Source organism: Staphylococcus epidermidis, from assembly GCF_006742205.1.
Taxonomy (GTDB): domain Bacteria; phylum Bacillota; class Bacilli; order Staphylococcales; family Staphylococcaceae; genus Staphylococcus; species Staphylococcus epidermidis.
In genome coordinates, this window is the sequence record NZ_AP019721.1 from 2,121,570 (window position 1) to 2,135,536 (window position 13,967).

At 31.5% G+C, this 13,967-nt stretch carries 13 protein-coding genes; 4 read left to right on the plus strand and 9 right to left on the minus strand.

Annotated features, from left to right (window positions below):
• The first annotated feature begins 137 nt into the window (after positions 1 to 137).
• On the plus strand, positions 138 to 884 hold the full coding sequence (locus FNL83_RS10400) for a M50 family metallopeptidase (RefSeq protein WP_001832096.1): 747 nt from the start codon (positions 138 to 140) through the stop codon (positions 882 to 884).
• Between the two features lie 164 nt (positions 885 to 1,048).
• Here the strand turns inward: FNL83_RS10400 and FNL83_RS10405 are convergent, their stop codons facing one another.
• Positions 1,049 to 1,693: a metal-dependent transcriptional regulator gene (locus FNL83_RS10405; RefSeq protein ID WP_001832139.1), complete on the minus strand. Its 645-nt coding sequence runs from the start codon at positions 1,691 to 1,693 to the stop codon at positions 1,049 to 1,051.
• Positions 1,694 to 1,812: 119 nt separating this feature from the next.
• Here FNL83_RS10405 and FNL83_RS10410 point away from each other — a divergent pair, with 119 nt between their 5' ends.
• The 3 genes from FNL83_RS10410 to mntC are packed head-to-tail and all read left to right on the plus strand — an operon-like array spanning position 1,813 to position 4,322.
• Positions 1,813 to 2,559, plus strand: coding sequence for a metal ABC transporter ATP-binding protein (locus FNL83_RS10410; protein WP_001832084.1), 747 nt, complete (start codon positions 1,813 to 1,815; stop codon positions 2,557 to 2,559).
• Positions 2,560 to 3,396: a metal ABC transporter permease gene (locus FNL83_RS10415; protein WP_001832042.1), complete on the plus strand. Its 837-nt coding sequence runs from the start codon at positions 2,560 to 2,562 to the stop codon at positions 3,394 to 3,396.
• On the plus strand, positions 3,393 to 4,322 hold the full coding sequence (mntC, locus tag FNL83_RS10420; protein ID WP_001832103.1) for a manganese ABC transporter substrate-binding lipoprotein MntC: 930 nt from the start codon (positions 3,393 to 3,395) through the stop codon (positions 4,320 to 4,322). Before FNL83_RS10415 ends, mntC begins: the two co-directional genes overlap by 4 nt.
• Before the next feature lie 734 nt (positions 4,323 to 5,056).
• Here the strand turns inward: mntC and FNL83_RS10425 are convergent.
• The 8 genes from FNL83_RS10425 to FNL83_RS10460 form a co-directional block, all read right to left on the minus strand.
• Positions 5,057 to 7,096, minus strand: a complete 2,040-nt coding sequence (locus FNL83_RS10425; protein WP_001832160.1) for a cation:proton antiporter — start codon at positions 7,094 to 7,096, stop codon at positions 5,057 to 5,059.
• Between the two features lie 448 nt (positions 7,097 to 7,544).
• Positions 7,545 to 8,009 (minus strand): Na+/H+ antiporter Mnh2 subunit G, encoded by a 465-nt coding sequence (gene mnhG2, locus FNL83_RS10430; RefSeq protein WP_001832099.1) that lies wholly within the window; start codon positions 8,007 to 8,009, stop codon positions 7,545 to 7,547.
• Positions 7,984 to 8,286, minus strand: coding sequence for a Na+/H+ antiporter Mnh2 subunit F (mnhF2, locus tag FNL83_RS10435; RefSeq protein ID WP_001832031.1), 303 nt, complete (start codon positions 8,284 to 8,286; stop codon positions 7,984 to 7,986). The genes mnhG2 and mnhF2 overlap by 26 nt, the downstream gene beginning before the upstream one ends.
• Entirely contained in the window at positions 8,283 to 8,765 is a 483-nt protein-coding gene (gene mnhE2, locus FNL83_RS10440; RefSeq protein WP_001832121.1) for a Na+/H+ antiporter Mnh2 subunit E, read from the minus strand. Before mnhE2 ends, mnhF2 begins: the two co-directional genes overlap by 4 nt.
• Positions 8,762 to 10,264: a Na+/H+ antiporter Mnh2 subunit D gene (gene mnhD2, locus FNL83_RS10445; protein ID WP_011082609.1), complete on the minus strand. Its 1,503-nt coding sequence runs from the start codon at positions 10,262 to 10,264 to the stop codon at positions 8,762 to 8,764. The genes mnhE2 and mnhD2 overlap by 4 nt, the downstream gene beginning before the upstream one ends.
• Complete coding sequence (mnhC2, locus tag FNL83_RS10450) at positions 10,254 to 10,598, minus strand: Na+/H+ antiporter Mnh2 subunit C (RefSeq protein WP_001832057.1); 345 nt, start codon at positions 10,596 to 10,598, stop codon at positions 10,254 to 10,256. Before mnhC2 ends, mnhD2 begins: the two co-directional genes overlap by 11 nt.
• Positions 10,595 to 11,020: a Na+/H+ antiporter Mnh2 subunit B gene (mnhB2, locus tag FNL83_RS10455; protein WP_001832105.1), complete on the minus strand. Its 426-nt coding sequence runs from the start codon at positions 11,018 to 11,020 to the stop codon at positions 10,595 to 10,597. The genes mnhC2 and mnhB2 overlap by 4 nt, the downstream gene beginning before the upstream one ends.
• Positions 11,007 to 13,409 carry a DUF4040 family protein gene (locus FNL83_RS10460; RefSeq protein WP_002438805.1) on the minus strand — a complete coding sequence of 801 codons (2,403 nt, stop codon included), beginning with the start codon at positions 13,407 to 13,409 and terminating at the stop codon, positions 11,007 to 11,009. Before FNL83_RS10460 ends, mnhB2 begins: the two co-directional genes overlap by 14 nt.
• Between the last annotated feature and the right edge of the window lie 558 nt (positions 13,410 to 13,967).

The window sequence follows — 13,967 nt, forward strand, 5'->3', positions numbered from 1 at the left end:
AATTATTTTAACACATGAAAATTTAAACAAAAAATATTTTCTAATCATTTACATCTAAAGTCTAAAGGATATCCACAGTCTTTTCATATATAATTAAATAAAGATGATTTTAACTTAAAGAAATACGAGGTTCACTCATGATTTATTTACAAAATTTTATTACTACAACTATCCAATTAAATATCTATCTTATTTTAGTTATTGGACTGCTTTACGTAATCATCCACTATTATAGAAATAAAGGTGTTAACGCTTTCTTAGATATTTATTTAAATTATATACCGGTACTTACACACGAATTTGGCCACGTCTTATTTAACAAACTCGCTGGTGGAAAGGCCAAAGATCTTGTCATTGTGACAAGCCCTAGAGAAAGAAAAGTCACTTCACAACAAGGCTATGCGATTACACAATCTAAAGGATACTTAGGTCAGTTTATTACAACTATAGGTGGGTATCTTATGCCACCATTGATGTTTTTAACTGGATTGGTATCTATTCACTATCAATATCCAAGTATATTTATTACTATATATTTATTTATTTTTATATATTATTTGTTTATTACTTCCCGTAAACTATCACCTTTGATTGTCATTATACTCATCTCAAGTTTACTCTATTTAGTATTTAAACAAGACCATCAATGGTTCATTTACGACATTGTCACATTAAGTTACCATTTTATTTTAGGCGTACTTTTAGGTGAAATATTACAATCCTCATGGACGATTTTTCGTCTTACCTTTCAACGACCTAAACCTTCTTGGGATGGCAGTGCTTTAACGAAAGTTACTCGAGTACCCACCTTTATCTTTAGTTTAGTGTGGATATTATTCAATCTCTATACTGTGTATTTATTAATCAAATACACAATACTATAAATACGATAAATAGATTTTATCATCATGTACATTGAATTAGTAAGCACATTCTAACAAAGAGACAGTGACTTAAAACGCTTATTACAAACACACTTTAAATCCTTTCACTAAATGCCAATATCTTAAAAATGCCTAGGAAATTAATCCTAGGCTCTTTTTATCGTTTATTTTTCTGCAAAAATATTCATCGCATTTTCATAGCTTAAAATTGTTACAATATCATTCCTCTTAAGAATAATAACCTTATTGGTATCATCTTTGGATACAATTTCAACTGTATTTCCAATATAAATATCCTTACTTGATAAGTAAACTAACAACTCTGTCTTATCACGAACTCGTCGTACAGTAACACGTTCTCCAGGTTCAAAATTAAGAATTGACGTAGTAAAAATTTCTTTATATTGATCACCTCTAGGAATGACGCCTCCATGAGGGCATGTTTTCGGAAAATTTAAAATCTTATCTAAACGCTCTACAAATAAATCTGATATCCGATGTTCAAGTATTTCAGCTTCTTGATGAACCTCTTCCCAATTATATTGTAAAATTTCTATTAAAAATAATTCTAGTAATCGATGTCGTTTTATGATGTCTAACGTTTGCTTTAACCCTTCTTCAGTTAAACGGGCACCTTTATAATGTTTTGTTTCAACATAGCCTTCCTTTTCTAAACGCCCTACCATTTCACTTACTGATGGTGGTTTGATATTTAAAAATTGCGATAGTTTTTTATTTGATACAAAGGACACGTCGCCATCATTAGTCAAAATTGCTTTCAAATAATCCTCTTTTTCTTCAGTTAACATCGTTTCACCTCACACATTCACTTTATTGTACCATGAATTAACTTGACATGTTAAAACTTTAGAGTATATTATAAAATAAATTAGGTTAACCTAAACTTTTTATTAGGAGGTTTTAATTATTGCTCGAAGTGAATCATTTGAATTTATTTTTGGGAAAAAAGCACATTCTTAAAGATATTACATTCTCATTACCTATAAATGGTGAAATCATTGGTATTGTAGGACCTAATGGTGCCGGTAAATCATCTCTTCTCAAAGCATTTATCGGAGAATTTAAAGCGACCGGTAAACATACATTATATGATCACCCTATACATACACAACTTAGATATATTACATATATCCCACAAAAAGCTCATATTGATTTAGATTTTCCTATAAAAGTGGATCAAGTGATACTATCAGGATGTTATGAAGACATTGGATGGTTTAAAAAAGCAAGTGTAGTTGAAAAAACGAAACTTAACCAATTACTTAATGATTTAGAACTCGACCATATACGCCATCGACAAATTGCAGAATTAAGTGGTGGACAATTGCAACGTGTTCTTGTTGCAAGAGCACTTATGAGTAATAGTGATATTTATTGTTTAGACGAACCTTTTGTTGGCATCGACATTTATAGCGAACAACTTATTATGAAGAAAATTAAACATTTAAGACATATGGGTAAATTGATTTTAATTGTTCATCATGACTTATCAAAAGCAGATCAATATTTTGACCGCATTTTATTATTAAATCAATCGTTGCAGTTTTTAGGGCCAACAAAAGAAGCATTATCATCTGAACGATTAAATGCAACTTTCATTAATTACAAAGATGATTCGCTTTTAACACTATCCTCACAAGGGAGTACGAATTAGATGTTAGATTTCATTAACCATTTGCTTAGTTATCAATTTTTAAATCGTGCATTAATCACATCTATTTTAGTTGGGATTGTATGTGGAACGATGGGTAGCATTATTGTTTTACGTGGTCTTTCTTTAATGGGTGATGCCATGAGTCATGCTGTTTTACCAGGTGTTGCTTTATCTTTCTTATTTAATATTCCAATGTTTATCGGGGCACTTGTAACGGGAATGCTTGCAAGTTTGTTTATTGGTTTTATTACTTCAAACAGTAAAACAAAACCAGATGCTGCAATAGGAATAAGTTTCACTGCATTCCTAGCATCTGGCGTCATAATTATTAGTTTAATCAATAGTACAACAGATTTATATCACATTTTATTTGGCAATTTATTAGCAATTACACATCAATCATTTTGGACAACAATTGTCATTACTGTACTGGTTATTTTACTTATTATTATCTTTTATAGACCTTTAATGATTTCAACATTTGATGCAACTTTTAGTCGTATGAGCGGGCTGAACACAACATTAATTCACTACTTTGTCATGTTATTACTCGCACTTGTAACTGTTGCGAGCATACAAACAGTTGGAATTATCCTTGTAGTTGCTTTACTAATCACTCCAGCTTCTACAGCTTTTTTAATCAGTAAACAACTTTATGCCATGATGGTAATTGCAAGCATAATCAGCGTGATAAGTTCGATTATCGGTCTATATTTTAGTTATATATATAATATTCCAAGTGGAGCAACTATTGTAATCTGTACCTTTATGATTTATATTGTAACGCTATCAATTACTAGAATTAAAAATAAACAAAAAAGGAGCGCTTTAACGTGAAAAAAATTCTCGCTTTAGCAATAGCATTTTTAATTATCCTTGCCGCATGTGGGAATCACAGTAACCATGAACATCACTCACATGAAGGAAAATTAAAAGTTGTAACTACAAACTCTATTCTCTATGACATGGTTAAACGTGTCGGTGGAAATAAGGTCGATGTTCATAGCATCGTTCCAGTAGGACAAGATCCACATGAATATGAGGTTAAACCTAAAGATATTAAAGCATTAACAGATGCTGACGTTGTATTTTATAATGGTTTAAACCTAGAAACTGGAAATGGTTGGTTTGAAAAAGCACTTGACCAAGCAGGAAAATCAACAAAAGATAAAAATGTGATAGCAGCATCAAATAATGTTAAACCAATATACTTAAATGGTGAGGAAGGTAACAAAAACAAACAAGATCCACATGCATGGTTAAGTTTAGAGAATGGAATTAAATACGTAAAAACAATACAAAAATCACTAGAACATCATGATAAAAAAGATAAGTCTACATATGAAAAACAAGGGAATGCATATATATCAAAATTAGAAGAACTTAATAAAGATAGTAAAAATAAATTTGATGACATACCCAAAAATCAACGTGCCATGATGACAAGTGAAGGTGCATTTAAATATTTTGCTCAACAATTCGATGTTAAACCAGGTTATATTTGGGAGATAAACACAGAAAAACAAGGTACACCTGGTCAAATGAAACAAGCCATTAAATTTGTTAAAGATAATCATTTAAAACATTTATTAGTCGAAACAAGCGTAGATAAAAAAGCTATGCAAAGTTTATCAGAAGAAACTAAGAAAGATATTTATGGTGAAGTATTTACCGACTCTATAGGTAAGGAAGGTACTAAAGGTGACTCATACTATAAAATGATGAAATCTAATATTGATACAATACATGGTAGTATGAAATAACATGGTAAAAATAGCCCTAAATGATATGTTAATAAGACCGGATTCGTTTTGAATTCGGTCGCTAATGGCAACGAAGACTTTAGTTGAAGCAACTTATTATAAGCCAACTTTCAACTCAGTCATCGTCTGCCATTATATTGAAAAATTTTGAGCAGAGGATTACTCCTTTATACTCATCATACTATATAACTAGTAGTCCCATATCGTGTGGTTTTATATTACCCTCCTATAATATAAACAACATCTTTTACACACGATATGGTGGTATTAGTTAGCTGTGCATTATCATAATAAACTGAAGCCCCACCCTCTCCGTAAATGGTGCTTTAAATAATGATGATGTACCAATACATTACTTCATATTTTTGAGCGATAAATGTGAATAATGTATATACAATGAATATCTAATTACTTGTGTCATTATATAGTAATTAGTATTTATAAGTTCTATTCAATTTTTGAATAGTTACTAAAGCCACAAATAATCACTCAGTTATCTCCGTGGTATCCATTATCCTCCCCATGGAGAGGTTAGTTGCACTAATCAGTTGATATTAGTGCAACTTTTTCATTTTAAATAAAATTTTAAACTACATGAATACGATCTATACAAATATGTTTAACCGAGCAATATATTCTAAACAACCATTTCCTTTAAAATGAGAAAAGCTTCCAAATCAACTTTAGTTTAAGAAGTCATTTGGAAGCTTTGCTTATATATTATTTTTTATTCATTATGTCATACTATCTACAATTACCATTTCATCATAATTAATGGATTCTCTTAATTTTAATGCAGTACCTTCTGTTATCTCATCATTTTCAATTAGTTCTCTTAGAATACGACGTTGTTCTCTTAAAGCATTTAATTTAATTTTGGTAAGTGTATCTTCATGTCTGGAATTAAAGAAATTGTTTGGTGTTAAGTTATCTATTCTCATCAGATATCCATCGCAAATCATACCTACTTCTAGTTTATTATCAGTAGTAGCTTCTTTGGCTAAACGACTTACGACGTTATAATGAACAAGCTTATTGATTTTACCCAATTCTAATAAGTTATCAGTAACACTAAGAGATGATGCCGAATTAATTTTTGTTTTTACACGACGTTTCAATAGCATTCCTCTTAAACCAACAATAATTCGTCTTAATAACGAAGCTTGTTTATACACTTCTGTTCGTTCAGCGTAACGCATATAGTTTTCAAGAACACTCTCAGTAATTTCGCCATCATCAACCAATTTCTCTAGCGTTTTTGTTTCTACGTTAAATGCAATCTTTTGAAGTCGTTCTAGTTCTTTGGAGTTTTCATCTTCCTTTTCAACCGTTTTTAAAAATGTGAGTTTATCGTGGTAATCTTTAATGACGTTTCCATAACGGTAACTCGTTTCAAACGTCGATTTTTGATTTAGGTAATCGATAACATGTTCTAAAATGTAGATTCTCGCCTCTTTAAATGACATATTACCTATCTTCACTTCAGGGCTATCAGGCGTTACTAAAGGCAGAATGACTTGTGCAATAATTAAACTTAATATTACCATTCCGGAAGCAATAAATAATAAATCATTTCGATAAGCAAATGTTTCATGATTTGCTAATAAATATGGCAAGGTTAAGGCGATTGCGAGTGAAATGGTTCCATGTACACCACATAGAGTCATGATTAGTGCATATAAGCTACGCTTAGGTTTACTCTCAGTAACTTTATCTTCATCATTTTTAGAAATCATTTTTTGGAATGGACTGACAGATAAATAGAAATAAGGATAAAGTACATATACCCACACAAATCTAAAGAGATACACCGCAAGAGCGACTAGCAATGTGATGACGATTAAGAATAATAAATTATGCGGTTCAGTTTTAATAATTTTCACTATTACCTCAGGTACTAAAAAACCTAAGATTGAAAACACAAAACCATTTAAAACGTAGCCTAAAATACTCCATGTGTGATTATAGCTCATCTGTAATTGTGTTCTCGTTTGAGCTATACGGTCACGTTCAAATCCATGCACGAGTCCCGCAACTACTGCTGCAATAATCCCTGATGCATGGAATAATTCAGCAATCAAATAAGTGACAAACGGCGTCAGCAATTGTATAAATGTAAACATGTTAATGTTCTCAATGCCACGTCTCATTAATGTTAAACGAAATCTCACTAAAGCCATGCCTATAATTAGACCAACAATAGCACCTCCAATAGAGGCAATCAAAAATTGTTGAATCGCATCAAAAATGGAAAAAGTTCCAGTAATCAATACACCTACGGCAATTTTAAATGAAATGATACCTGCAGCATCATTAAGTAAAGATTCACCTTCAAGAATGGTCATTGAACCTTTTGGTAAAACCTTACCTTTCGTGATTGCTTGTACCGCAACAGCGTCTGTAGGACAAAGTATAGCCGCAATTGCGAAAGCAGCACCTATAGGTAATTCAGGCCAAATCCAATGAATAAACAATCCTACGCCTATAACGGTAGTTATGACAAGACCTAGAGCCATCATCATAACAGGTTTGATATACTTCCTTAAATGTACTCTTGAAACATTAACACCCTCAACGAATAGTAGTGGTGCAATCAATGTAACCATAAATAATTCAGAATCAAAATTGAATTCAACTGGAATGGGAGTGAGGTATAAAATCATCCCAAGGAAAATTTGGATAAATGCAAGAGGTACTTTAGGTATGAAAGTATGTACAAAGGAGCTCACAATAACTAGTGCGACAAATATGAGTAGAGTTTCAAATATCTCCACACTTTCACCTCTTTATTAATTTTTAATTGCAAATTTAGTCATCAAAACAATAAAAAGTTGCAAGGTTATCTACTGCAACACTGAAGAAGTGAAATAATAACAATAGAGTCATTCCTGTAAGGACATAACTATTAACACTCAATCATGCCACAAATATACTATTCAAAACTCAATTATTTTCTTTATCAGTGAAATCAAACATGAACATTTAAATTAACTTATGAAGCTCGCTTCTTCGAACGAGAAAATGCTTATGTGTAATTTCATTGAAAAAATTAGTGACAACTGTCATTCACAATTATTCTTGTTTACAATTTTATCATTTATTAACCAGATTCTTAAATAAATAGCTTTTATATCATTAATATCTTCACCTCAGATATACAAAAAACTACTAGCATATAAAAGATATATCTTTTATATGCTAGTAGTTTAAAAGCTTAAACAATCAATCGTCCATTTTATTAATATATTCTTTTTCTTTATAGTATAATTTTTCTCGTCTTTCTTCTCGTAGTTTTGCACGTTTTTTTAATTCTTCTGGCGTATTAAACTCTTTTTGGCTTAATAAGATAGTAGATTGTCTAGATGCATCGTCTTTCCTGTACATATATGCACCATTACGGTAGGCCGCTCTACTTATCAAATGCATTCCAACCGGAGATGTAAGATTGATAAAAACTAGTGATAATAATAATCTGACACTGAAAAAACCTGAATTCACAATAAAATAGATCAGTACACCAACTACAGTTAGTAATACTGACAATGTAGAACTTTTCGTTGAGGCGTGACTTCTTAGAAAGACATCTTGAAATTTTACAATCCCTATTGCACTAATTAATGCAATAATACTTCCTAAGAAAATAAGTATCGAAGCAATAAGACTAACGATGTCTTTTATGATTTCCATTGAAGACACGTCCTTCCCCGATGAATCTTGAAATTGAGACCGAACTGACAAACGAAATAATTGCAATTAACATGATTGAATCTAAATAAGACACTGAGTTAAAAATAACGCTCATCACACCAACAATAGACATAACAACAGCACTCGAGGCATCAAATGATACAACTCTATCAGCAGTAGTGGGACCTTTAATTAATCTGACTAGACAAACAAGTAGTGCCATACCAAAAATCACTAATGCACTTATAATAAATATTTGAGTGAACATTTCAATCATCGTGTCACCTCCAAAATTAAATCCTCATACTGCTTAATACTTTTTAGAAGATTTTCTTTATCTTTTTCTGACACATCAATACTGTGAATAAAAAATTTATTAGTATTTTTAGAAATTCGAATAACTGTCGATCCTGGAGTAATAATAATTAAAATCGTTAAAAAAGTAATAGCCCAATTACTTTTTAATGAAGTTTCATATGTGAGTAAACCTGGATTAACTTCATTCGTCTTAAATAAGATGTAATTTATGGTACTTATACTAGAAGTAATAAGCTGGTATAGGTATACAGCTAAAAATTTAATAGCCACCCATATCTTTTTCAAATAAAATTCTTCACCAAAAAAGCGATGCAGAATATAAATCACAATTAAACCAATTAAAAATCCAGCAAAGAAGGTTGTAAATTTAAATTCATCTTCATCTTGAAAGAGTACCCAAAGGAACGCGATAACAATATTTAATACAACTTGCTTCACTTATGATTAACCTCCTTCAAATGTGTATTTACATTCTTTTGAAAGACATCTTCTTTCATATTAAGATTTGTTGCATCCTCTGTTACTTTCAGAACAACAGGGGCTGCAATACCCATCGCTAATACCACTACAACTAAAACACTAAGTAAACCTTTACGATAAATAGGTAGTGGTCTAAATTGTACTTGTTCTCCGTCAGCATCACCAAAATACATTATAAACATCACTCTAAAAAGACTATACATAGCAATTAAACTTGTCACAATCATAAGTGCTAAACCAATATAATTACCATTTGTAATAGCCCCTTGGAATATTAAGACTTTACCCGGAAAGCCACTAAAAGGAGGTACGCCACCTATAGCAAAAATTACCACGACAAATGCAACACCAAAGAATGGTTCTCTTTTTGCCAGTCCACTTAAATACTGATAATTTCGATAGCCTGACATATAAACAAGACTACCAATTACAAAAAACAATAATGTCTTAACGATAATATCATTCGCTAAATAGAAGATAGCACCATTTACACCTGATATAGTATGAGAACCTAAACCTAAAATAATGAATCCAATAGACAAAATAACTTGATAAGCCGCAATTTTCTTAATATCTTTGTAAGCGATGACACCAAATGCACCGATAATCATTGTGATACAAGCCATAAACACGAGCAATGTATGCGTGACGCTTGGATGATGGTCGAATAGTAAAGTAAAAAAACGAATAAGCGCATAAGCTCCAACTTTTGTCATCAATGCTGCAAATAACGCGGCAAGTTCCGTATTAAGCACTGCATATGCTTTAGGTAACCACATGAAAATCACTAGTGCTGCCTTTGAACTAAAAGCAACTAGAAATACTAAAGATATCATCGTTATTGTTTGGTTATTTTCCATATGATTCAATCGCATCGCTAAATGTGAGAAATTAAGTGTTCCGACTGTCTTATATAACATGCCAATTCCTAATAAAAGCAACCACGAACCTAAAATATTCAGAACAACATATACTATCGCTGCACGTAATTGTTCAACAGATTGTCCTAATGTAACAAGTACAAACGAAGCAAGAAGCATAATTTCAAACATCACGTATAGGTTAAATAAATCAGAAGTTAAAAACGAACCAATAACACCTACTGTTAATAAAAGAATAAATGTAGGAAGGTGAAATCGATTGACTCGCTTCTCCCCTCTACCAAAGCCGTATGCCATTATTAGCGTAACAACAAAAGATGATACTGACACCATAAGCAGACTCAGTGAATCACCTAGAAATTGAATGCCGAAAGGTGCTTTCCATCCCCCAAAATCAAGTGTTATCGGTTTATGATTAACGACATAAATAAGTAAAGCAATTGAAATCATTGTATTAACAATCATAGTTGTAATGGATAGGATTTTCGAAATACGATTTTTATTTTTAGTGAAGACTAAAATTAAAGCACATACAAAAGGCAACAACATAGGCAATATTATTAAATTACTCATCATCTTCATCACCTTTCAATGCACTTATTTCATCCTCTTTAGTTACTCTGTAAGTTCTATATATTAACACCAATAAAAACGCAGTCATACCAAATCCAATCACAATAGCTGTTAAAACGATAGCTTGTAATAAAGGATCAACAAAGTTTTGAGCATGACCTTGAATTAGCGGTTCAGACATATGAGGTCCATATTTCCCCATACTCATAATAATTAAATTACCGGCGTGTGTATAAATAGAAATACCAATAACAATACGAATTAAATTAATAGATAAAATCATATAAGTTCCAATAAACACTAAAAATCCTATCACAAGGAGTAATATTAAATTCATGATCTACCCCCACTTATAGATAGCATAACTGTAACAATCACACCTACTACTGTTAATAAGATGCCAAGCTCAAATAAAGTCACAGTAGTAACATGAACATGTCCTAGTAATGGAAATGTTACATTTGCTTCAGTTTGATATAAAAATGGCTTCCCAAAAAACATAGGCACTGATGCAGTTGCAACAGATATGAGTGAACCTATAATCATTAATTTTTTAAAATCAATAGGCAAGCTTTTCAACACTTCATTTACATCAAAGGCAAGAAACATTAAGATAAATGCCGAGCTAAAAATCAAGCCACCAATAAAGCCACCACCTGGATTATTATGGCCAGCAAAAAATACATAAAATCCAAATGTTAACAAAATAAACACTACAATTTTTGTAACTGATTTAAGTACTACATCATTCTCTTTCATCTTGCCCCCTCCTATCTTTGTAATTAAGTAACGTATAAATACCTAATCCAGCTATGATTAACACTAGTCCTTCAAACATAGTATCTAAAGCTCTGAAGTCACCTAGTATAGCATTGACAATATTTTTTCCACCTGTAAGTTCATATGCATCTTCATAAAATTTAGCAATTGAAGGCATACCATCTGCTTGTTGAGCAACAAAAATAAGTGATACCACCGTCAATGCCATAACAAGTGACACAATGATTTTGAAGGTCTCTTTTTTTAAATTTGCCTTAACTCGAGGGATGTTAGGTAGTCTCGAAAAACTAACAATAAATAAGATTGTCGTAATAGTTTCAACAACTAACTGTGTTAAAGCTAAATCTGGAGCTTTCATTGCAATAAAATATAATGTAACTGCGAATCCAATCATTCCATTCAATACCACCATCGTTAGTCGTTGACGAATAAAGATTAATGAAATGCCGATAATCAATGTTACAACTGATAAGATAACTTCCAACGGTCCGAAAGAACTAATATGAAGCTGATGTACATGAGGAAAACCCACAGTCAAATATCCATAAACTACAATAGCTACAAAAATAAATAATGTAATCATGATGTAATAATTCAATTTATTATTCATCAATGCACGTATACCACGGGCTGAGTATAATTCAAATTCTCTATAAATTTTCCGATAGCCATCTGTAATCGAAGCACTTTTGATTATTTGATGCGTAACCTCTTTCCAATTCACAACTAGAGCTAAAATAAGTCCAATAATAATAACAACTATACTTAAAATTAATGGAAGATTCACACCATGCCACTGAGAAATATGTGGCACAAATGCATCAACCTCCGCACCTATCCCAGATACAGATCTGGTTGCGGGCAAAATAACAAAGTTGCCAAAAACGTTTGGAACAAAGAAGATAACTGGAATGAGTAACATTAAAATCACAGCTGGTAAACTAAATAGCCATGGTTCATGTATTTGTTTACGTTTAAATTTTTCTATATTGTAATTTCCCCAGAATGTTTCTTTTATCATGTAAAGTGCATAAGTAAAAGTCAATATACTCGCGATGACACCTATTGAAATAATCACAAACGTTAATACGAAGCCATATTGATCAAGTTCGTTTGCTTTAGTTAACGAATCTAAAAACATTTCCTTACTTAAAAAGCCATTTAAAAAAGGAACACCTGCCATAGATAATGCAGCGAGCAACATGACAATATGCATTTTAGGGAAGACTTTACGCATACCATTTAGCAAACGAATATCACGTGTTCCGGACTCGTGATCAATGATACCAACGCCCATAAATAATGCACATTTAAAAACCGCATGATTCATTAAATGGAATAAGCCAGCAAATAAAACTAAAATATAAAACTTAGACAATTCATCTGATGTGTGCTGAGCATAACCGCCACCTAGACCTACCATTGTCATAATCATACCTAATTGACTTATTGTAGAATAAGCGAGTATACCTTTTAAGTCGTATTGTCGTAAAGCAGTTAAAGATCCAAATAACATAGTTATTAGACCAACAAATGTCACTGTATAAATATAAACATTACTAAGTCCCAATAAAGGTGTAAATCTAAATAGTAAAAAGATTCCAGCCTTTACCATTGTTGCCGAATGAAGATAAGCACTTACTGGTGTAGGTGCTGCCATGGCCTTTGGTAACCAAATATGAAACGGAAATTGTGCAGATTTGGTAAAAGCACCTAATAATAGCATCAAAATCATTGGTATAAATAAAGGATGTCGTGAAATTGCATTGCGTTGATTAAGGATATCAGTAATTGTGTTTGTTCCTGTAATGATATATAAAATGATAAATCCTGTTAATAACGCTAGCCCACCAAACACTGTAATCATGAAAGATTGAATGGCGCCTAATTGACTTTCACCATTATTGTACCAATAGGATATAAGCAAGAATGAGGAAATACTTGTGAGTTCCCAAAATACATACATTAAGATGGTATTATTAGCTATTACAATGCCAATCATACTGAACATAAATAATAGTAAATAGATGAAAAATCTAGGAAGATTGTCCGTACTGTGGGATAAATATTGCGTAGCATAAAAAAATACACCCACACCTATTAGCGAAATAATTAAGCCGAACATTAAACTTAAACCATCTAATCTTAAATCTAAATTAATATCAATTGAAGGCATCCATGGTAATCGAACAGCAATAAACTTATTTCGAATCACATCTGGTATTTTCATAATAAAATATGTAGATGTCACAATAGGAGCTATTAATGCAACATAGCCCGCAACCTTTCTTAGTTGACGATGACTCAGAGTGAATAAAACTATGAGCATGACTAATAAATTAGTCGCCATAAGATATACTAAACTCATTTAACCCCTCCTTTTCTTTTTACATTTATATTAAGTGTAATCATTTATTAAGTGTAATCATTGTATGGCGATTTGAAACATATCGTATTTCAATAAATCTCAATATTTCTTAAGTTATCTGATATCCAAAATATTGTTGAATGATAGAAATTAATATTCCCGATTGAAAGAGAAGATAATCAAATGTTTTTCTTAAATTAGTTAAACTAACAGGTTTTAATCCTTATTATGGTGCAACACGATTTATGATTTGATATTGCTAGTTGATTTGAATGAGTTTATTGAGCATACATAGATTCAAGCACTGTCGCTTTTTTTCTGAATTGGCATATCACAAAAAGGTAACTATTCTTATTTATATCCAAAAGGGAATAGAACTTTATTTTATATAAGATAGAATCCATGAGGCTATAATTTTTCAATCATCGATAAACTTAAACTAATTCATTCTCATATTGGGAGATCTTAATATTTTAATTCATATATAAATAGTAATTTTAGACACTGATCAATCTTTTAAGTTGGTTATTTTAAATATCAGGTTCCAATTTTTTCTTT

Bases quoted from the DNA above. Each gene is read 5' to 3' on its own strand.
- mnhB2 (WP_001832105.1), bottom strand. From the start codon at position 11,020: ATGAAAGAGAATGATGTAGTACTTAAATCAGTTACAAAAATTGTAGTG.
- FNL83_RS10405 (WP_001832139.1), bottom strand. From the start codon at position 1,693: ATGTTAACTGAAGAAAAAGAGGATTATTTGAAAGCAATTTTGACTAAT.
- FNL83_RS10400 (WP_001832096.1), top strand. From the start codon at position 138: ATGATTTATTTACAAAATTTTATTACTACAACTATCCAATTAAATATC.
- mnhD2 (WP_011082609.1), bottom strand. From the start codon at position 10,264: ATGATGAGTAATTTAATAATATTGCCTATGTTGTTGCCTTTTGTATGT.
- FNL83_RS10460 (WP_002438805.1), bottom strand. From the start codon at position 13,409: ATGAGTTTAGTATATCTTATGGCGACTAATTTATTAGTCATGCTCATA.
- mnhF2 (WP_001832031.1), bottom strand. From the start codon at position 8,286: ATGATTGAAATGTTCACTCAAATATTTATTATAAGTGCATTAGTGATT.
- mnhC2 (WP_001832057.1), bottom strand. From the start codon at position 10,598: ATGAATTTAATATTACTCCTTGTGATAGGATTTTTAGTGTTTATTGGA.
- mnhG2 (WP_001832099.1), bottom strand. From the start codon at position 8,009: ATGGAAATCATAAAAGACATCGTTAGTCTTATTGCTTCGATACTTATT.
- FNL83_RS10415 (WP_001832042.1), top strand. From the start codon at position 2,560: ATGTTAGATTTCATTAACCATTTGCTTAGTTATCAATTTTTAAATCGT.